The 18,874-nt window shown below is 71.8% G+C and carries 17 protein-coding genes and 1 riboswitch; of the genes, 11 read left to right on the top strand and 6 right to left on the bottom strand.

The features are described from left to right. Positions 1 to 39 precede the first annotated feature (39 nt). The 8 genes from shc to B9W62_RS05250 all read left to right on the top strand — a co-directional run bounded on the left by shc (position 40) and on the right by B9W62_RS05250 (position 9,092). Positions 40 to 2,082, top strand: a complete 2,043-nt coding sequence (shc, locus tag B9W62_RS05285; protein WP_087805650.1) for a squalene--hopene cyclase — start codon at positions 40 to 42, stop codon at positions 2,080 to 2,082. Continuing rightward, positions 2,082 to 2,723, top strand: coding sequence for a phosphorylase family protein (locus tag B9W62_RS05280; protein WP_087805648.1), 642 nt, complete (start codon positions 2,082 to 2,084; stop codon positions 2,721 to 2,723). The genes shc and B9W62_RS05280 overlap by 1 nt, the downstream gene beginning before the upstream one ends. A gap of 6 nt (positions 2,724 to 2,729) precedes the next feature. After that, positions 2,730 to 3,752 carry an adenosyl-hopene transferase HpnH gene (gene hpnH, locus B9W62_RS05275; RefSeq protein WP_087805646.1) on the top strand — a complete coding sequence of 341 codons (1,023 nt, stop codon included), beginning with the start codon at positions 2,730 to 2,732 and terminating at the stop codon, positions 3,750 to 3,752. A 4-nt stretch (positions 3,753 to 3,756) separates the two neighbouring features. Further along, the gene (gene ispG, locus B9W62_RS05270) at positions 3,757 to 4,911 is read left to right on the top strand and encodes a flavodoxin-dependent (E)-4-hydroxy-3-methylbut-2-enyl-diphosphate synthase (protein WP_087805644.1); all 1,155 of its coding nucleotides are present in this window, start codon (positions 3,757 to 3,759) and stop codon (positions 4,909 to 4,911) included. Between the two features lie 25 nt (positions 4,912 to 4,936). Then, on the top strand, positions 4,937 to 6,865 hold the full coding sequence (gene dxs, locus B9W62_RS05265; RefSeq protein ID WP_087805642.1) for a 1-deoxy-D-xylulose-5-phosphate synthase: 1,929 nt from the start codon (positions 4,937 to 4,939) through the stop codon (positions 6,863 to 6,865). Beyond that, the gene (locus B9W62_RS05260; RefSeq protein ID WP_087805640.1) at positions 6,866 to 8,251 is read left to right on the top strand and encodes an aspartate aminotransferase family protein; all 1,386 of its coding nucleotides are present in this window, start codon (positions 6,866 to 6,868) and stop codon (positions 8,249 to 8,251) included. Between the two features lie 98 nt (positions 8,252 to 8,349). After that, positions 8,350 to 8,976, top strand: a complete 627-nt coding sequence (locus B9W62_RS05255) for a helix-turn-helix domain-containing protein (protein WP_087805638.1) — start codon at positions 8,350 to 8,352, stop codon at positions 8,974 to 8,976. Beyond that, entirely contained in the window at positions 8,973 to 9,092 is a 120-nt protein-coding gene (locus B9W62_RS05250; RefSeq protein ID WP_087805636.1) for a DUF6126 family protein, read from the top strand. Before B9W62_RS05255 ends, B9W62_RS05250 begins: the two co-directional genes overlap by 4 nt. Before the next feature lie 33 nt (positions 9,093 to 9,125). Here B9W62_RS05250 and B9W62_RS05245 read toward each other — a convergent pair whose 3' ends face one another. Then, entirely contained in the window at positions 9,126 to 9,923 is a 798-nt protein-coding gene (locus tag B9W62_RS05245) for a tyrosine-protein phosphatase (RefSeq protein ID WP_087805634.1), read from the bottom strand. A 424-nt stretch (positions 9,924 to 10,347) separates the two neighbouring features. After that, positions 10,348 to 10,505: riboswitch (cyclic di-AMP (ydaO/yuaA leader) on the top strand. Between the two features lie 4 nt (positions 10,506 to 10,509). On the opposite strand from B9W62_RS05245, the gene B9W62_RS05240 reads away from it, so the two are divergent. Further along, positions 10,510 to 11,457, top strand: coding sequence for a M23 family metallopeptidase (locus B9W62_RS05240; RefSeq protein ID WP_087805632.1), 948 nt, complete (start codon positions 10,510 to 10,512; stop codon positions 11,455 to 11,457). A 235-nt stretch (positions 11,458 to 11,692) separates the two neighbouring features. Then, positions 11,693 to 12,478 carry an SGNH/GDSL hydrolase family protein gene (locus B9W62_RS05235; protein ID WP_087805630.1) on the top strand — a complete coding sequence of 262 codons (786 nt, stop codon included), beginning with the start codon at positions 11,693 to 11,695 and terminating at the stop codon, positions 12,476 to 12,478. Between the two features lie 58 nt (positions 12,479 to 12,536). On the opposite strand, the gene B9W62_RS05230 is transcribed toward B9W62_RS05235, so the two are convergent. Continuing rightward, positions 12,537 to 13,157, bottom strand: a complete 621-nt coding sequence (locus B9W62_RS05230; RefSeq protein ID WP_087805628.1) for a TetR/AcrR family transcriptional regulator — start codon at positions 13,155 to 13,157, stop codon at positions 12,537 to 12,539. A 152-nt stretch (positions 13,158 to 13,309) separates the two neighbouring features. On the opposite strand from B9W62_RS05230, the gene B9W62_RS05225 reads away from it, so the two are divergent. Beyond that, positions 13,310 to 14,503, top strand: a complete 1,194-nt coding sequence (locus B9W62_RS05225; protein ID WP_179235358.1) for an MBL fold metallo-hydrolase — start codon at positions 13,310 to 13,312, stop codon at positions 14,501 to 14,503. Between the two features lie 250 nt (positions 14,504 to 14,753). On the opposite strand, the gene B9W62_RS05220 is transcribed toward B9W62_RS05225, so the two are convergent. From B9W62_RS05220 to B9W62_RS05205, 4 genes are read right to left on the bottom strand one after another with little or no spacing between them, the layout of a single operon-like run. Further along, a complete protein-coding gene (locus tag B9W62_RS05220; RefSeq protein WP_087805626.1) occupies positions 14,754 to 15,725 on the bottom strand; it encodes a fumarylacetoacetate hydrolase family protein in 972 nt (323 codons plus the stop codon). A 45-nt stretch (positions 15,726 to 15,770) separates the two neighbouring features. Beyond that, the gene (locus tag B9W62_RS05215; RefSeq protein ID WP_087805624.1) at positions 15,771 to 16,709 is read right to left on the bottom strand and encodes a VOC family protein; all 939 of its coding nucleotides are present in this window, start codon (positions 16,707 to 16,709) and stop codon (positions 15,771 to 15,773) included. Continuing rightward, positions 16,706 to 17,734, bottom strand: coding sequence for an amidohydrolase family protein (locus B9W62_RS05210; RefSeq protein WP_087805622.1), 1,029 nt, complete (start codon positions 17,732 to 17,734; stop codon positions 16,706 to 16,708). Before B9W62_RS05210 ends, B9W62_RS05215 begins: the two co-directional genes overlap by 4 nt. Then, a complete protein-coding gene (locus B9W62_RS05205; protein ID WP_087805620.1) occupies positions 17,731 to 18,861 on the bottom strand; it encodes an FAD-dependent oxidoreductase in 1,131 nt (376 codons plus the stop codon). Before B9W62_RS05205 ends, B9W62_RS05210 begins: the two co-directional genes overlap by 4 nt. Between the last annotated feature and the right edge of the window lie 13 nt (positions 18,862 to 18,874).

The raw sequence follows: 18,874 nt of genomic DNA, 5'->3' as shown, positions 1-18,874 counted from the left end.
CCAGCAGACGCACCACGCACACTGCACGAAGGGGAAGCCATGACAGCGACGACCGACGGAAGCACCGGGGCCTCCCTGAGGCCCCTGGCAGCCTCGGCCAGCGACACCGACATCACGATCCCCGCCGCGGCGGCCGGGGTACCCGAAGCCGCCGCACGCGCCACCCGGCGCGCCACCGACTTCCTGCTCGCCAAGCAGGACGCCCAGGGCTGGTGGAAGGGCGACCTCGAGACGAACGTCACGATGGACGCCGAGGACCTGCTCCTGCGTCAGTTCCTGGGCATCCAGGACGAGGAGACCACCCGCGCCGCCGCCCTGTTCATCCGCGGCGAGCAGCGCGAGGACGGCACCTGGGCCACCTTCTACGGCGGCCCCGGCGAGCTGTCCACCACCATCGAGGCCTACGTCGCCCTCCGCCTGGCCGGCGACTCACCCGACGCGCCCCACATGGCGCGGGCCGCCGAGTGGATCAGGTCCCGCGGCGGCATCGCCTCCGCCCGCGTCTTCACCCGGATCTGGCTGGCCCTGTTCGGCTGGTGGAAGTGGGACGACCTGCCCGAACTCCCGCCGGAGCTCATCTACTTCCCCACCTGGGTCCCGCTCAACATCTACGACTTCGGCTGCTGGGCCCGGCAGACCATCGTGCCGCTCACCATCGTCTCCGCGAAGCGGCCGGTGCGCCCCGCGCCCTTCCCGCTGGACGAACTGCACACGGACCCGGCCCGGCCCAACCCGCCGCGCCCCCTGGCACCCGCGGCCAGTTGGGACGGCGCCTTCCAGCGCATCGACAAGGCCCTGCACGCCTACCGCAAGGTCGCCCCGCGCCGCCTGCGCAAGGCCGCGATGAACAGCGCCGCCCGCTGGATCATCGAGCGGCAGGAGAACGACGGCTGCTGGGGCGGCATCCAGCCCCCGGCCGTCTACTCGGTCATCGCCCTCTACCTGCTCGGCTACGACCTCGAACACCCCGTGATGCGCGCGGGACTGGAGTCGCTGGACCGTTTCGCCGTGTGGCGCGAGGACGGCGCCCGGATGATCGAGGCCTGCCAGTCCCCGGTGTGGGACACCTGCCTGGCCACCATCGCGCTGGCCGACGCGGGCGTGCCCGAGGACCACCCGCAGCTGGTGAAGGCCTCCGACTGGATGCTCGGCGAGCAGATCGTGCGCCCCGGCGACTGGTCGGTGAAGCGCCCCGGACTCCCGCCCGGCGGCTGGGCGTTCGAGTTCCACAACGACAACTACCCCGACATCGACGACACCGCCGAGGTGGTCCTCGCGCTGCGCCGGGTCAAGCACCACGACCCGGAGCGGGTGGAGAAGGCCATCGGCCGCGGGGTGCGCTGGAACCTCGGCATGCAGTCGAAGAACGGCGCCTGGGGCGCCTTCGACGTCGACAACACCAGCGCCTTCCCCAACCGGCTGCCGTTCTGCGACTTCGGCGAGGTCATCGACCCGCCGTCCGCGGACGTCACCGCGCACGTCGTGGAGATGCTCGCCGTCGAGGGCCTCGCCCACGACCCGCGCACCCGCCGCGGCATCCAGTGGCTGCTCGACGCCCAGGAGGCGGACGGCTCGTGGTTCGGCCGCTGGGGCGTCAACTACGTCTACGGCACCGGTTCCGTGATCCCCGCGCTGACCGCCGCCGGGCTGCCCACCTCGCACCCGGCCATCCGCCGGGCGGTGCGCTGGCTGGAGTCCGTCCAGAACGAGGACGGCGGCTGGGGCGAGGACCTGCGCTCCTACCGCTACGTCCGGGAGTGGAGCGGCCGGGGGGCCTCGACCGCCTCGCAGACCGGCTGGGCGCTGATGGCCCTGCTGGCGGCGGGGGAGCGGGACTCCAAGGCCGTGGAGCGCGGCATCGCGTGGCTCGCGGCCACCCAGCGGGAGGACGGCTCCTGGGACGAGCCCTACTTCACCGGCACCGGCTTCCCGTGGGACTTCTCCATCAACTACAACCTCTACCGCCAGGTCTTCCCGCTGACCGCGCTCGGCCGCTACGTCCACGGAGAGCCCTTCGCCAAGAAGTCCCGCGCGGCCGAGGCCCCCGCCGAAGCCGCCCCGGCCGAGGTGAAGGGCAGCTGATGACCCCGCGGACCGGCCCGTCCCCGCTGCTGATCGCCTGCGCGCTCGGCATCGAGCACCTCGCCCTGCGCACCGGCGACCGCAGTGGCGCCGGCGGGCCGGTCACCGTCCTGCGCACCGGCATGGGCCCGAAGGCGGCCGAACGGTCGGTCACCCGGGTCCTCGCCGACCCGGCGCTCGAGTCCGCCGCCGTGCTCGCCACCGGCTTCTGCGCGGGACTCGCGCCCGGCATGCACCCCGGTGACCTCGTCGTCGCCGAGGAGACCCGGGACCCCCGCTCCACCGTCCCCTGCGTCTCGACCGACCGGCTCGTCAAGGAACTCGCGCGAGCCGTCCCCGGGCGCACCGTCCACACCGGGCCGCTGACCGGCTCGGACCACGTCGTCCGCGGCCCCGAACGCGCCGACCTGCTCGCGACCGGCGCGATCGCCGTGGACATGGAGTCCGCGGCCACGCTCCTGAGCGCCGTCCGCACGGGCCCGCGCCCGGTTGCGGCCGTCCGGGTGGTCGTGGACGCTCCAGAACACGAACTCGTCCGGATCGGCACCGTGCGCGGTGGAATATCGGCTTTCCGCGTTCTTCGATCCGTTCTTCCCGCATTTTTCGAATGGCACCGTTCTTTGTTGCTCCCCCGGAGGTGAGCCCAGATGGCCATGCCCCTGCGCCAGTCCATCAAGGTCGCTACATACCTGGCCGAACAGAAGATTCGCCGACGGGACAAGTTCCCGCTCATCGTGGAGCTGGAGCCGCTCTTCGCCTGCAACCTGAAGTGCGAGGGGTGCGGGAAGATCCAGCACCCCGCCGGCGTGCTCAAGCAGCGCATGCCCGTCGCGCAGGCCGTGGGGGCGGTGCTCGAATCGGGCGCGCCGATGGTCTCCATCGCCGGCGGCGAACCCCTGATGCACCCCCAGATCGACGAGATCGTGCGGCAGTTGGTGGCCAAGCGGAAGTACGTCTTCCTCTGCACCAACGCGCTGCTCATGCGCAAGAAGATGGACAAGTTCACGCCCTCGCCGTACTTCGCCTTCGCGGTGCACATCGACGGACTGCGTGAGCGGCACGACGAGTCCGTGGCCAAGGAGGGCGTCTTCGACGAGGCCGTGGAGGCCATCAAGGAGGCCAAGCGGCGCGGCTTCCGGGTGACCACCAACTCGACCTTCTTCAACACCGACACCCCGCAGACCATCGTCGAGGTGCTCAACTTCCTCAACGACGACCTCAAGGTCGACGAGATGATGATCTCGCCCGCCTACGCCTACGAGAAGGCGCCCGACCAGGAGCACTTCCTGGGCGTGGAGCAGACCCGCGAGCTGTTCAGGAAGGCGTTCTCCGGCGGCAACCGCGCCCGCTGGCGGCTCAACCACTCCCCGCTGTTCCTCGACTTCCTCGAGGGCAAGGTCGACTTCCCGTGCACCGCCTGGGCGATCCCGAACTACTCGCTCTTCGGCTGGCAGCGCCCCTGCTACCTGATGAGCGACGGCTACGTCCCGACGTACCGGGAGCTGATCGAGAAGACCGACTGGGACAAGTACGGCCGCGGCAAGGACCCGCGCTGCGACAACTGCATGGCGCACTGCGGCTACGAGCCCACCGCCGTCCTGGCCACCATGGGCTCGCTCAAGGAGTCCCTGCGCGCCATGCGTGAGACCGTCTCCTCGAACCGGGAGTGACGCAATGACCGCCATCCCCTTGGGGCTCCCCGGGGTACCGGTCCGGCCGATCGCCGAGCGGCGCGTGTCGCGGCGGATCCAGGTCGGGCCGGTGGCGGTCGGGGGCGGGGCTCCGGTGTCGGTGCAGTCGATGACGACCACCCGTACCTCCGACATCGGGGCCACGCTCCAGCAGATCGCCGAGCTGACGGCGTCGGGCTGCCAGATCGTGCGGGTGGCCTGCCCCACGCAGGACGATGCCGACGCGCTGCCCGTGATCGCGAGGAAGTCGCAGATCCCGGTGATCGCGGACATCCACTTCCAGCCCAAGTACGTCTTCGCCGCGATCGAGGCGGGCTGCGCGGCGGTCCGGGTGAACCCGGGCAACATCAAGCAGTTCGACGACAAGGTCAAGGAGATCGCGAAGGCGGCCCGCGACCACGGCACGCCGATCCGCATCGGCGTGAACGCGGGATCGCTGGACCGGCGCCTGCTCCAGAAGTACGGCAGGGCGACCCCCGAGGCGCTGGCGGAGTCCGCGCTGTGGGAGGCGTCGCTCTTCGAGGAGCACGACTTCCGGGACATCAAGATCTCGGTGAAGCACAACGACCCGGTCGTGATGGTCGAGGCCTACCGCCAGCTCGCCGCCCAGTGCGACTACCCGCTGCACCTGGGGGTGACGGAGGCGGGCCCGGCGTTCCAGGGCACCATCAAGTCGGCGGTCGCCTTCGGCGCGCTGCTCTCCCAGGGCATCGGGGACACCATCCGGGTGTCGCTGAGCGCCCCGCCGGTCGAGGAGATCAAGGTCGGCATCCAGATCCTCCAGTCGCTGGGGCTCAGGGAACGCCGGCTGGAGATCGTCTCCTGCCCGTCCTGCGGCCGCGCCCAGGTCGACGTGTACAAGCTGGCCGAGGAGGTCACTGCCGGTCTGGAGGGCATGGAGGTGCCGCTGCGCGTCGCCGTCATGGGCTGTGTCGTCAACGGCCCCGGCGAGGCCAGGGAGGCCGACCTCGGGGTCGCCTCCGGCAACGGCAAGGGGCAGATCTTCGTCAGGGGCGAGGTCGTCAAGACCGTCCCCGAGTCGAAGATCGTGGAGACCCTCATCGAGGAGGCGATGAGGATCGCGGAGCAGATGGAGAAGGACGGCGCCTCGGGGGAGCCGGCCGTCACCGTGAGCTGAAACGCGGACCGAAGGGGGCCCGAGCGTGACGATTCTGGAGAACATCCGGGGACCACGCGACCTGAAGGCGCTGACCGAGGCGGAACTCGGTGAACTGTCCGAAGAGATACGTGACTTCCTGGTGCACGCGGTCGCCCGCACCGGCGGTCACCTCGGACCCAACCTCGGCGTGGTGGAACTCACCGTCGCCCTGCACCGGGTCTTCGAGTCGCCGGACGACCGCATCCTGTGGGACACCGGCCACCAGAGCTACGTGCACAAACTGCTGACCGGACGTCAGGACTTCTCCAAACTCCGGAGCAAGGGCGGCCTGTCCGGCTACCCCTCGCGCGAGGAGTCCGAGCACGACGTCATCGAGAACAGCCACGCCTCCACCGTCCTGGGCTGGGCCGACGGCCTCGCCAAGGCCCGCCAGGTGCAGGGGGAGCGCAGCCATGTCGTCGCCGTCATCGGTGACGGCGCGCTCACCGGCGGCATGGCCTGGGAAGCGCTGAACAACATCGCCGCGGCCAGGGACCGACCGCTGATCATCGTCGTCAACGACAACGAACGCTCGTACGCCCCGACCATCGGCGGTCTCGCCAACCACCTGGCGACCCTGCGCACCACCGACGGCTACGAGCGCGCCCTGGCCTGGGGCAAGGACGTGCTCCAGCGCACCCCCGTGGTCGGCAACACCGTCTACGAGGCCTTGCACGGCGCCAAGAAGGGCTTCAAGGACGCCTTCGCGCCGCAGGGGCTCTTCGAGGACCTCGGGCTGAAGTACCTCGGCCCGATCGACGGGCACGACATCGGCGCCGTCGAGTCGGCGCTGCGCCGCGCCAAACGCTTCCACGGCCCGGTCCTGGTGCACTGCCTCACCGAGAAGGGCCGCGGCTACGAACCCGCCCTGCGCGACGAGGAGGACCACTTCCACACCGTCGGCGTGATGGACCCGCTCACCTGCGAGCCGCTGAGCCCGTCGGGCGGGCCCTCCTGGACCTCCGTGTTCGGCGAGGAGATCGTCCGGATCGGCGAGGAGCGCGAGGACGTGGTGGCGATCACCGCGGCCATGCTGCACCCGGTCGGCCTGGCGCCCTTCGCCGCGCGCTTCCCCGACCGGGTCTGGGACGTCGGCATCGCCGAGCAGCACGCCGCCGTGTCCGCCGCCGGCCTCGCGACCGGCGGACTGCACCCGGTCGTCGCCGTCTACGCCACCTTCCTCAACCGCGCCTTCGACCAGCTCCTGATGGACGTGGCCCTGCACCGCTGCGGCGTCACCTTCGTCCTGGACCGGGCCGGCGTCACCGGCGTCGACGGGGCCTCCCACAACGGCATGTGGGACATGTCCGTCCTCCAGGTCGTCCCCGGGCTGCGCATCGCCGCCCCGCGCGACGCCGACCAGCTGCGCGCCCAGCTGCGCGAGGCGGTCGCGGTGGACGACGCGCCGACACTGCTGCGCTTCCCGAAGGAGTCCGTCGGTCCCGCCGTACCCGCCGTGGACCGGATCGGCGGCCTGGACGTCCTGCACGCCGCGGACCGGCCCGAGGTGCTGCTCGTGGCGGTGGGCGTGATGGCGCCCGTCTGCCTCGGGGCCGCCGAGCTCCTGGAGGCCCGCGGCATCGGCTGCACCGTCGTCGACCCGCGCTGGGTCAAGCCCGTCGACCCGGCGCTGGCACCGCTCGCTGCCCGGCACCGGCTGGTGGCCGTCGTCGAGGACAACAGCCGCGCCGCCGGCGTCGGTTCCGCGGTGGCGCTGGCGCTCGGCGACGCCGAGGTCGACGTCCCCGTACGCCGCTTCGGCATCCCCGAGCAGTTCCTCGGGCACGCCAAGCGCGCCGAGGTGCTCGCGGACATCGGCCTCACCCCCGTCGACGTCGCCGGCCGGATCGGCGCCAGCCTGGCCCTCGCCGAACCGGCAGTGGAAGAGTCCGGCGACGCACCGATCGTCATGCCAGCGCAAGGAGATAACTGAATGACCAAGGAGTTCGACCTCGCCGCGCTCTTGGCCGAGCGCGGGGCCGAGCGGTACGAGCTGCACGCCAAGCACCTCAACCACCAGCTGCCGCGCATGCTGCACACCATCGGCTTCGACAAGGTCTACGAGCGGGCCGAGGGCGCGCACTTCTGGGACGCGGACGGCAACGACTACCTGGACATGCTCGCCGGGTTCGCGGTCATGGGCCTGGGACGGCACCACCCCGTCGTCCGCAAGGCGCTGCACGACGTACTCGACGCCTCGCTCGCCGACCTGACCCGCTTCGACTGCCCGCCGCTGCCCGGGCTGCTGGCCGAGAAGCTGCTCTCCTACAGCCCGCACCTGGACCGCGTCTTCTTCGGCAACAGCGGCACCGAGGCCGTCGAGACCGCCCTGAAGTTCGCCCGGTACGCGACCGGCAGGCAGCGGATCCTCTACTGCACGCACGCCTTCCACGGACTGACCGCCGGCTCCCTCTCCGTCAACGGCGAGGACGGCTTCCGCAAGGGCTTCGCGCCCCTGCTGCCCGACACCGCCGTCCCGCTCGGCGACCTGGACGCCCTGGCGCGCGAGCTGAAGAAGGGCGACGTGGCCGCCCTCATCGTGGAGCCGGTCCAGGGCAAGGGCGTGCACGAGGCCCCGCCCGGCTACCTGCTCGCCGCTCAGGAACTGCTGCACCGGCACAAGGCGCTGCTGATCGCCGACGAGGTGCAGACGGGCCTCGGCCGTACCGGCAAGTTCTACGCCTACCAGCACTCCGACGGGGTGGAGCCCGATCTGGTCTGCGTGGCCAAGGCGCTCTCCGGCGGCTACGTCCCGGTCGGCGCCACCCTGGGCAAGGACTGGATCTTCCAGAAGGTGTACTCCTCGATGGACCGCGTGCAGGTCCACTCGGCGAGTTTCGGGTCCAACGCGCAGGCCATGGCCGCCGGGCTCGCGGTGCTGTCGGTCATGGAGAACGAGCAGATCGTGGCGAACGCCGCCGCGGTGGGGGAGCGGCTGAAGTCCCGGCTCGCCGGGCTGGTGGACCGGTACGAGCTGCTCGCCGACGTCCGGGGCCGCGGGCTGATGATCGGCATCGAGTTCGGCCGCCCGCAGTCCCTGAAGCTGCGCAGCCGCTGGACGATGCTGCAAGCCGCGCGGAAGGGGCTGTTCGCGCAGATGGTGGTCGTGCCGCTGTTGCAGCGGCACCGGATCCTGACCCAGGTGTCCGGCGACCACCTGGAAGTGATCAAGCTGATCCCGCCGCTGATCATCGACACCGCCGACGCCGACCGGTTCGTCGACGCCTTCACGGACGTGATGGAGGACGCGCACCACGGCGGTGGCCTGATGTGGGACTTCGGCAAGACCCTGGTCAAGCAGGCGGTGGCCAACCGCTGAGTCCGGCCCGGCCCGGCCGTCCGTGCGGCGGACCGCCGGGCCTTTGCCCGTGAGGCAAGAAATTTGCCTGGTGGGCAAGGTTCGGGCTGAATGGAGGCATGAGCGCCTCCGAGACCGGTCCCGCCGGGGGGACCGTCGCCGCCGTCGCGCCGCAGCTGCGTGAGCTGCGGCGACGGGCCGCCCTCACCCTGGAGACCGCGGCCCGTGCCGCGGGACTCTCGCCCGCCCACCTGTCCCGGCTGGAGACCGGGCAGCGCCAGCCCTCGCTGCCGATGCTGCTCTCCCTCGCCCGCGTCTACGGTACGACCGTCGCCGAGCTGCTGGGGGAGACGGCCGCCGACCGGGACGCCGTCGTGCGCGCCGCCGACATGGAACCCACGAGCGCGGGCGGCTGGACGTACTACCGGGCCGGAGCGCCGGGCCGCGGCATGCACGCCCTGCGCGTCCAGGTGCCGTACGGCTCCCAGGGCGACGTCGTGCGGGTGCACCCCGGTGAGGAGTGGCTCCACGTCCTCAGGGGCCGGTTGCGGCTGCGCCTCGGCGACACCGAGCACCGGCTCACCGTGGGGGACGGCGCGCACTTCGACTCGATGACCCCGCACCGGATCGCCGCCCAGGACCCCGACGGGGTCGAGCTGCTCTTCGTCCACACCCTGCTGCAAAGCCCGGCGGCCGCCCTGTGCCTCGGCCCGGCCGCCGGCCCGAACCCCGGAGAGATGCCATGAGTACCATGCAGGAGAAGTTCCCGCGCGCCCTGTGGGTGCGGCTGATCATCTACATCGCCCTGGGGCACGTCTTCGGCGGCTTCCTCTACCTGCTGTTCGAGGTCGGCGCCAAATAGCGCCGTCCGCGGGCGGGTGCCGGGTGCCCCGGCTCAGTCCAGCATCCGCTCGCGCAGCCGCTCCCGGGTCCCGGCGGTGAGCCGCAGCCCCTTCTCCAGGTACGCGTCGACGCCGCCCCACGTCTCCTCGATGGTCTCGAAGGCCGCCGCCAGGTACTCGGCGCGCGCGTCGAACAGGGGGCTGAGCAGCTCCATGACCTCGGGGGAGTAGGCCGCGGCCGCGGAGCCGCTGCGGCGCACCTTGTAGCGGCGGTGCGCGGCGTTCGACTTCAGGTAGTCCTCGACGACGGCCTCGCGCTCGACCCCCAGGGCGAGCAGCGTGACGGCGATGGACAGGCCCGCACGGTCCTTTCCGGCCGCGCAGTGCATCAGCGCGGGGACGCTGTCCTCGGCGAGCGCGTGCAGGATGCGGGAGTGCTCCGCCGTGCGCTCCGTGACGATCGAGCGGTAGGAGTCGATCATCCGCTGGGCGCCCTTGCCGTCGGCGAGGATTCCGTGCAGCTGGTCGAGGTCCCCGTCGCGGACCATCTTCCAGAACTCGGCGCCGTCGGCCGGATCGCTCAGCGGCAGGTTCACATTGCGCACGCCGGGCAGCTCGACGTCCGGCCCCTCGAGCTTCTGGTCGGCCGCGTTGCGGAAGTCGAAGATCGTGTGCAGGCCCAGCGAGGCCAGGAACGCGGTGTCCTCGCCGGTGGCGTGCGCCAGGTGGCCGCTGCGGAACAGCACCCCGGGGCGCACCCGCCGGCCGTCCACGGTCGGCAGTCCGCCCACGTCCCGGAAGTTGCGCACTCCGGTCAGCTCGGGCTCGGTCGACGGGACCTGCTGCGTCACGGGGGCTCCTCCCAGTCCACGCCGCCGCCGCTGCTCGCCGGCGGGCGTCCCACGACGATACGGCATGACCCGCGCGCGAAATCATGCTCCGAGGGATAGTGCGAGCCGATAAGAGCCTTCTGTCCGAATTGGTGCCTTCATAACAACTGGGCCTGAAATGGCGGAGGGTGGGTGAGGGGCGCGTGAGCAGCGTCATATCCGTGACCGTGTGTTGCCCGTCATGTTCACGTAATTCAGCTGTTTCTCAAGGCCTTTAAGGAAAAACGGCGCGACGGAAATCGACGCAGGGTTACCGGTAATTCCCGTAAAGGATCAATCGGAACACCGGACGGAGGAACCTCTCGCTTGTCCCTGCGCGTCCTGGTCCCTTACGTTCACCACCGATCCGGACGGACGCCTAATCCTGCCGCCGACCGGAGCCCGCACTCATCCACCACCCGTACACGGCAGGAGCGGGGGACCCACAGGTAGAACTGCCTGTTCCGGTTCCCGGAACGGCTTGGGGTAAAGCCGCGTTTCGGCGCGGCCGGGCATCTCCAGCCCGCACCCGACAGCTCACCTCGCAGGCGCCGGAGAGGAATTCGCCATGCCCGCGAAGGGTAAGCACCGCCGTACCAGGGCCATGCGCCTGACCCGCGCCATCGCCGTCGCCGGAACCGGTGGCGCCGCGCTCGCACTCCCGCTGATGGGTGCCGCCGCCGCCAACGCCGCTCCCGCGCACTCCGTTTCCGAGCAGGCCACGCAGTCCGTTCCGGCGGCGGCCAAGAAGGCCGCCGCCGAGAAGAACTCCGACTCGCGCACCTACACCGTGAAGAGCGGTGACTACCTTTCGAAGATCGCCGACGAGCAGCACGTCGACGGTGGCTGGAAGAAGCTCTACGCGGACAACCGCGAGGCCGTCGGTTCCGACCCGTCGCTGATCCACCCCGGTCTCGAGCTGTCGATCGGCGCCCAGGCCGCCAAGTCCGCGGCGCCGTCCTCCGCGCAGTCGGACAAGCCCGCGCAGAAGTCCGCCGAGAAGCCGGCCGCCGAGAAGCCGGCCAAGAAGTCGACGGACGCCGAGAAGGCCTCCTCCTCGGACTCCTCCGCCTCCTCGAACACCGGGACCCAGTCCGCGGGCACCACCAGCGGCTACACCTCCCCCGTCGTGGGCGGCACCGTCGGTACCCCGTACCACCAGTCCGGCAGCATGTGGTCCAGCGGCTACCACACCGGCACCGACTTCGTCGTCCCGACCGGCACCTCCCTGAAGGCCGTCGGCGCGGGCACCGTCGTCTCCGCCGGCTGGGGCGGCGCGTACGGCAACCAGGTCGTCATCCAGCTCGCCGACGGCCACTACGCCCAGTACGCCCACCTCTCCTCGCTCTCCGTCTCCGCCGGTCAGTCGGTGACGGCGGGTCAGCAGGTCGGCCTCTCCGGTGCCACCGGTAACGTGACCGGCCCGCACCTGCACTTCGAGATCCGCACCACGCCGGACTACGGCTCGGACATCGACCCGATCGCGTTCCTGCGCTCGCACGGCGTCTCCGTCTGACGACCGGACCCGCGCAGCCTCCGCGCCCCGAAGGCCGGACCCCGATCCCCGGGTCCGGCCTTCGGCGTGTCCGGCGTCCGGCGTATCCGTTCCCCGATGTATTCCGGAATTGACGAACACTTTAGGCGTGGCCTTTCTCACCGCCCGTCAACCCCTTCCTACGGTCGCGTAGGTCACATTCCAAGGTGAATCATGGGCGGATGTGGCAGACGATTCGAAGAGTGACAGCAGAGCAGTGATCGGGTCGTACGTGGCGGTGGGGGACAGCTTCACCGAGGGCGTCGGCGACCCCGGCCCGGACGGGGCGTTCGTCGGCTGGGCGGACCGGCTCGCCGTACTGCTCGCGGACCGGCGCCCCGAGGGCGACTTCACGTACACGAACCTCGCCGTGCGCGGCAGGCTCCTCGACCAGATCGTGGCGGAACAGGTCCCGCGGGTCGTCGCCTGCGCGCCGGACCTGGTCTCGTTCGCGGCCGGCGGCAACGACATCATCCGGCCCGGCACCGATCCCGACGAGGTCGCCGAGCGCTTCGAACTGGCGGTGGCCGCGCTGACCGCCGCGGCCGGCACCGTCCTGGTGACCACCGGCTTCGACACCCGCGGGGTGCCCGTCCTCAAGCACCTGCGGGGCAAGATCGCCACGTACAACGGGCACGTCCGCGCCATCGCCGACCGCTACGGCTGCCCCGTGCTCGACCTGTGGTCGCTCAGGAGCGTCCAGGACCGCAGGGCGTGGGACGCCGACCGGCTGCACCTGTCGCCGGAGGGCCACACCCGGGTGGCACTGCGCGCGGGACAGGCCCTCGGCCTGCGCGTCCCGGCCGAACCGGACCAGCCGTGGCCGCCCCTGCCGCCGCGCGGCACGCTCGACGTCCGGCGCGACGACGTGCACTGGACCCGCGAGTACCTGGTGCCGTGGATCGGGCGCCGGCTGCGCGGCGAGTCCTCGGGCGACCACGTGACGGCCAAGGGCACCCTGTCCCCGGACGACATCAAGACGCGGATCGCCGCGGTGGCCTGACGGCGGGGAGCGGACGGACCGCGTGCATGCCGCACGGGGTACGGCGGACGGACGGGCGTCAGCGCCGCGTGGGCGCCAGGGCCGCTCGCTCCAGGCCCAGTTCCCGGGCCAGCGCCTCGTCCACCCACTCCTGCGCCCGGGCCCGCGACACCGTGCCCGTGTACGACGTGAGCTGCACCGCCAGCCCGTCCAGCAACGCCGTCAGCCGCAGCGCCGCGGCGTCCGGCTCGGGGCAGGAGAACTCACCGGCGGCCACGCCCTCGGCGATGACCCCGGCGATCGCCGCCTTCCACTGGCGGTCCAGCTCGCGGGTGACCTCCCGCAGCGCGGGCTCGCGGGGCGCCGCCGCCCAGCCCTCGATCCACAGCCGCCAGCCCTTGGCCGGACCGGTCGGCGCGTACCACCGCACGGCCGCCCGCAGGCGGCGCAACGCCGACGTACGGCGGGCGAGCAGCCCCCGCAGATGGGCGAGATCGTCCTCGGCGGCATGGGTGAACGCGGCCGCCACCAGGCGCTCCTTCGTGGAGAAGTGATAGAGCACCAGGGCGTTGCTGACGCCGAGCGCAGCGGCCACGTCGGCGATCCGCAGTGCCGCCACGCCCCGCGCCGATATCTGCTCGATGGCGGCGCCCAGCAGCTCCTCGCGCCGCTCCGCCACGCTCAACCGGACTCTCCCCACGCACGTCACCCTATACAGGCGCCCGGACGTGCGGTGACGCTCCCGCCGGTCGCGGTGGACCGGGGGGAACACGGATGTGACATCCGTCGTTCGAGGTGACGTAGGACGAGACGACCATCATGAGAGCCTGAACCACTCCACCTGGAGGTACCGTGGCCGCTTTCCGTTCCCCGAGTTCCGGGCTCAGCGTGCCGCGGCCCGCGGCCTTCGGCGTGGACCCGAGCGGTGAGCGCATGGCGCGCATCCGCAGATCGCCGCACTTCCGCGACGGCGTCTTCCAGAACCCCGGCGGCACCGCCCGGACCCGGCCCTCCGGATCGGCCGCCGAATTCGCCAAGATCTACTTCAACAAGGAGGCGAGGCAGCGCCGGTCCCCGCAGGGACCGATTCCAGTGCACGCCACCACCCTGGCCGACCTCGCCCGGCCGGCCGCCACCGGCCTCCGGCTGACCTGGATGGGCCACTCCAGCGTGCTCGCCGAGATCGACGGGCAGCGCGTGCTCTTCGACCCGGTGTGGGGCGAGCGCTGCTCCCCGTTCGCCTTCGCCGGCCCCAGGCGCCTGCACCCGGTGCCGCTGCCGCTCGCCGCCCTGGGCCCGGTCGACGTCGTCGTCATCTCCCACGACCACTACGACCACCTGGACATGCCGACGATCAAGGCGCTGGCCGGCACGGACACCGTGTTCGCCGTGCCGCTCGGCGTCGGCGGCCACCTCGAACACTGGGGGGTCTCCCCCGACCGGCTGCGCGAGCTGGACTGGCACGAGTCGACGCGCGTCGGCGGCCTCACCCTCACCGCCACCCCGGCCCGGCACTTCTGCGGACGCGGGCTGCGCAACACCCAGCACACCCTCTGGGCGTCCTGGGTCGTCGCCGGTGCCGAGCACCGCGTCTACCACAGCGGGGACACCGGCTACTTCGACGGCTTCCGCGACATCGGCGCCGCGCACGGCCCGTTCGACGCCACGATGATCCAGCTCGGGGCGTACGCGGAGTTCTGGCCGGACATCCACATGACCCCCGAGGAGGGGGTCCGGGCCCACCTCGACCTCCAGGGCGGCCGGCCGCACGGCGCCCTGCTGCCGATCCACTGGGGCACCTTCAACCTGGCGCCGCACGCGTGGGCGGAGCCGGGGGAGTGGACGCGGGACGCGGCCGAGGAGGCCGGTCAGGCGGTGGCGTTCCCCAGGCCGGGGGAGCCGTTCGAGCCGGCGGGGAAGCTGCCGGTGGAGGCGTGGTGGCGGGCGGTGTCGCAGCCGATCGCGCATCCGTGGCGCCGTCTCCGGAGCACTGAGGGTCTGGCTGAGGCGAGCAGGGGTGATCTCGACCTCGCTGGGGAGCGGTGAGATCGGTCGGGGACAAGACGGGGGAGATGGTGCGGATGCCGGAGTGCCCAGGAGGAGTGACGGTGGGGGCCGGTGGGGTCTGATGGTCCGCGGACCGGCACGCCCGCATCTGCTCCGCCGCCGGCGGTACCAGATGCCGGGGTAGGTGTGCGGGTGCGCGAAGACCGTCCGCCGGTGGCATCCCGGAGAGACACGAGAGCTCGTCCGCCGGGTCGGAGGGCCGGTCGTCGCGAACTGGCACCGGCGTCGCTCACCGCCGCTCCCGGGTACGGCGCCGGCCCGTCGGCAGGGGGACGGGGGCGACGCCGGGGACCACGGTGCTGGTCAGCGTGCCGATGCCCTCGACCGTGAGGGAGACCGAGTCGCCCGGTTTCAGCGGCGGCGGGGACTGCTCGCCTCGCAGCCCCCACAGTTCGGCCAGGCAGCCGCCGTTGCCGCAGGTGCCGGAGCCCAGGACGTCGCCGGGGACGACGCGGGTGCCCCGGGAGGCGTAGGCGGTCATCTCCTCGAAGGTCCAGCTCATGTGGGACAGCAGGTCCTCGCCCACCTTCTCCCCGTTGACCTCGGCGGTCAGGGCCAGGCGCAGGAAGCCGTCGGCGTCCCGGTACGGCTCCAGTTCGTCGGCCGTGACGAGGTACGGGCCGAGGGTGGTGGCGGTGTCCTTGCCCTTGCAGGGGCCGAGGCCCACCTTCATCTCCGCGCCCTGGAGGTCTCGCGCCGACCAGTCGTTGAACACGGTGTAGCCGACGATGTGGTCGCGGGCCCGCTCGGGCGTGAGATCGCGGCCCTCCCGCCCGATCACCGCGCCCACCTCCAGCTCGAAGTCCAGCACGGCGGAGCCGGGCGGCATCGGGATGTCCTCCCGGTGGCCGTAGACCGCGTGCGGGTTGGTGAAGTAGAAGGTCGGCGCCGCGTACCACTGTGCGGGGACGCCGGTGACGCCGTCGACGGATTTGCGTACGCCTTCGACATGTTCCTCGAAGGTGACGAAGTCCCGTATGGACGCGGGCCGTACCGGTGCGAGCAGCCGTACCTCGCAGACATGCGGACCGGACGGTGAGCCGAGTGCCTCGTGCCCCGCGGCCAGGAGACCGGGCAGGCCGTCGGTCTCCGTCAGCAGGGTGGACAGGGAGGAGACGCCCGGCAGGGGGTGCAGGGCGCCGTCGTCCTGGACGACAGCCACCCTCCGGCGTTGGTGGTGCTCGTAGGAGGCGAAACGCATGAGGGAACTCCAGGAGGGCGGGGCCGGGGAGCGGATCGGAGCGGATCAGACCGGCGGGGCGACGAAGACGCCGCGGTCGGGGTCGTTGAACGACTCCTTGGCGACGAGTTCGTTCATGGGGTTGGCGGTGCCCCACTGGTCGGTGACCTCGGGCCGGGAGAAGTCGTAGACGTGGGGGTGCCAGGTGTCCTCGTCCAGGCACTCCAGCTCGGTGGTGTACTCGACGGTGTTGCCGTGCGGGTCCAGGAAGTAGGTGAAGGTGTTGTCGCCCGCCATGTGCCGGCCCGGTCCCCAGATCTTCCGGAATCCGGCCCGCATGACGCGTCCGGAGCCGCGCATGTACTCGTCGATGCCGCGCATCTCGAAGGAGACGTGGTGCAGGGCGGTGTGCGGGCCCTGGGCGATGGCCATGGAGTGGTGCTGGTTGCTGATCCGCATGAAGTGCATGACCTCGCCCATGTGCGGCGAGCCGAGCGTGTCGGAGAGGGCGAAGCCCAGATGGCGCTCGTACCACTCCCGCGTGCGGTTGAGGTCGGGCGAGTTGAGGACCACGTGGCTCAGCTTGACCGGGATGGACTCCTTCTCCTCGATCTTGCGGTGCCGCCTGACCTCGACGTCGGCCGAGACCTCGATGGTGCGGCCGTCGACGTCGAAGAAGCGGAAGCCGTATCCGCCGCCGGGGGTGCCGACCTTGCCCGGCCGGGAGATCAACTGCACTCCGCCCGCGAGCAGTCGCTCGGCGAGGGTGTCCACGTCGGCCGCGGACGCGGCACCGTAGGAGACCAGGTCGAGGCGCTTCTCGCCCGCCTTGCGGAGCCGGACGACGTACTGCTCCGGGGAGCCCTCGGCGGCCAGGAAGGAGATGCCGGAGTCCTCGGCGACCTTGGTCAGGCCCCAGACGCCGGCGTAGAAGTCGAGCTGCTTGTCGTAGTCGGGCACGGCGAGGTCGACGTGCCGCAGATGGGTGAGCAGACGTGCGCTCATGGTGTCGGTTCCTTCCGGAGGAGGTCCGCCGCGTTGCCGCCGCGGACGGCGTGGAAGTCGGCCTCGGGGAGGCCGGCGGCGCGCAGGGCGCCCATCGGGTCCTCGGTGCCCATGTCGAAGGGGAAGTCGGAGCCGAGCAGCACCCGGTCAACACCGGCGACCCGGACCAGTTCGCGCAGCACGCCCGGGCCGTGGACGAGCGAGTCGAAGTACAGGCGTTTCAGGTAGCTGCTGGGCGGGTGGGCGCAGCCGGCGCCCGCGTCGGTGCGGGCCGACCAGGCGTGGTCGGAGCGGCCGATGTGGGTCGGCAGGTAGCCGCCGCCGTGCGCGGCGAGCAGCCGCAGTCCCGGGTGCCGGTCCAGGACACCCGAGAAGATCAGGTGGGAGAGGGCGACGGCGTTCTCGGTGGGCTGGCCGACGGTGTTGGACAGGTACCACCGGTCCAGGCGCTCGTCGAGGGTGCAGCCGAAGGGGTGCAGGAAGAGCAGTGCGCCCGTCTCCTCGGCCCGGGACCACAAGGGTTCGTAGGCCGCGTCGGAGAGTTCGCGTCCGGGGGCGTGGCTGGAGATCTCCACGCCGAGCAGCCCCTGTGCGAGGGCGTGGTCGAGCGCGTCGACCGCGAGCGCCGGGTGCTGGAGCGGCGCCAGGCCCAGTCCGCGCAGCCGGTCGGGGGCGGCCGCACAGTGCGCGGCGGTGGCCTCGTTGGCGAGTCGGCAGACCTTCTCCGCGGTCGTCTCGTCGGCCCAGTAGTGGTAGTGCGAGGGGGAGGGGCTGACCAGCTGCACGTCCACGCCCTGGGCGTCCATCGCCGCCAGCCGTACGGTCACGTCGGTCAGCCGGGGGAAGCGCTCGCGGACCATGGGCCCGCTGACGGCGAGTGCGGCCGGGCCGTTGCGGCGGGCGTCCAGGGCCCGCGCCTCGGCGAGCCCCGGCGCACCCTCCACCAGCGCCTCGACCTCCGGCAGCAGGACGTGGGCGTGCACGTCCACGGTGGGGGCGGGCGCCCCGCGCTCCGGCGCGGTCACGGCAGCTCCCGCAGCATGGTCATGGTGCGGGCCATCAGACCGGGCAGGTCGGCGTCGCGGACGCCGTCGAGCTGCCACTGCCCGATCTGGACGGACGCCTCCACGACCGGGCGGACCCGGGCCATCCGCCGCTCGTAGTACGCCTGGAACAGCGCGTCGTCCCAGTCGTCGGTCCCGGTCAGCAGCTGGGCGAGCACCCACGCGTCCTCCAGGGACAGCGCGGCGCCCTGGGCGAGGGTGGGCGGGCAGCAGTGGGCGGCGTCGCCGACCAGGACGACGCGGCCGCGGTGCCAGGACCCCTCGACCAGCATGCGGTCGAACCAGGTGTAGTTGACCTTCGCCGGGTCGGTGATCCGCGCGGTGATCTCCGGCCAGAACCCGCCGTAGGCGCGGGCCAGGCGCCGCATCTCCTCGGCGTACGACTCGGGAGGCAGAGCGGCGCGGTCGCGGTTGGCCTCGACGACGTACGCGTAGAGCGTCGTCTCGCCGGTGGGGCAGTATCCGGCGATGTAGGCGGGGCCGCCGTAGGCGAGGTCGGTGCGGGTCACGCCCGCCGGGCGCGGGGCGGCGACGCGCCAGATGGCCATGCCGGTGGGCTCCGGCTCGTCCGTGATGCCGATCGCGCGGCGGGTGGCGGAGCCGAGGCCGTCGGCGGCGACGACCAGGTCGTAGCGGGCGTCGGTGCCGTCGCTGACACGTACGGTGACGCCGTCGGCGTCCTGGACCCGGATCTCGGCGGTGGTGCCGAGGCGGACGGTGGCGCCGCCGTCGCGGACGGCGTCGATGAGGATCCGCTGGAGCTGCGGGCGTTGCATGCCGACGGTGGCGGGCAGGTCGTCGCCGCCGGTGCGCAGGTCGTCCTGGGTGTGCAGGACGGTGCCGTCGGGGGCGGTGATGCCGACCGAACCGAAGCCGAAGCCGGAGGCCTCGACCCGCTCCCAGACGCCCAGTTCGCGCAGGACGCGCAGGGCGTTGCCCTGGAGGGTGATGCCGGAGCCGGCGGTGGCGTTCCAGTCGTCCTTGGCCTCGACCAGGTCCACCGTGAGGCCGGCGCGGCGCAGCAGGACCGTGACGGCGCAGCCGGCCGCACCGCCGCCGATCACCAGGACCTTACGGGTTTCGCTCATGGGAACTCCCTTG

This window comes from Streptomyces sp. CS113, from assembly GCF_002188365.1.
In the GTDB taxonomy this organism is placed as follows: Bacteria; Actinomycetota; Actinomycetes; order Streptomycetales; family Streptomycetaceae; genus Streptomyces; species Streptomyces tendae.
This window is presented reverse-complemented; position numbering and strand designations above follow the sequence as displayed.

What these genes read in the sequence shown, in the direction of transcription:
- shc (WP_087805650.1), top strand. Translation starts at nt 40, where the DNA reads ATGACAGCGACGACCGACGGAAGCACCGGGGCCTCCCTGAGGCCCCTG.
- B9W62_RS05280 (WP_087805648.1), top strand. Translation starts at nt 2,082, where the DNA reads ATGACCCCGCGGACCGGCCCGTCCCCGCTGCTGATCGCCTGCGCGCTC.
- hpnH (WP_087805646.1), top strand. Translation starts at nt 2,730, where the DNA reads ATGGCCATGCCCCTGCGCCAGTCCATCAAGGTCGCTACATACCTGGCC.
- ispG (WP_087805644.1), top strand. Translation starts at nt 3,757, where the DNA reads ATGACCGCCATCCCCTTGGGGCTCCCCGGGGTACCGGTCCGGCCGATC.
- B9W62_RS05260 (WP_087805640.1), top strand. Translation starts at nt 6,866, where the DNA reads ATGACCAAGGAGTTCGACCTCGCCGCGCTCTTGGCCGAGCGCGGGGCC.
- B9W62_RS05255 (WP_087805638.1), top strand. Translation starts at nt 8,350, where the DNA reads ATGAGCGCCTCCGAGACCGGTCCCGCCGGGGGGACCGTCGCCGCCGTC.
- B9W62_RS05250 (WP_087805636.1), top strand. Translation starts at nt 8,973, where the DNA reads ATGAGTACCATGCAGGAGAAGTTCCCGCGCGCCCTGTGGGTGCGGCTG.
- B9W62_RS05240 (WP_087805632.1), top strand. Translation starts at nt 10,510, where the DNA reads ATGCCCGCGAAGGGTAAGCACCGCCGTACCAGGGCCATGCGCCTGACC.
- B9W62_RS05220 (WP_087805626.1), bottom strand. Translation starts at nt 15,725, where the DNA reads ATGCGTTTCGCCTCCTACGAGCACCACCAACGCCGGAGGGTGGCTGTC.
- B9W62_RS05215 (WP_087805624.1), bottom strand. Translation starts at nt 16,709, where the DNA reads ATGAGCGCACGTCTGCTCACCCATCTGCGGCACGTCGACCTCGCCGTG.
- B9W62_RS05205 (WP_087805620.1), bottom strand. Translation starts at nt 18,861, where the DNA reads ATGAGCGAAACCCGTAAGGTCCTGGTGATCGGCGGCGGTGCGGCCGGC.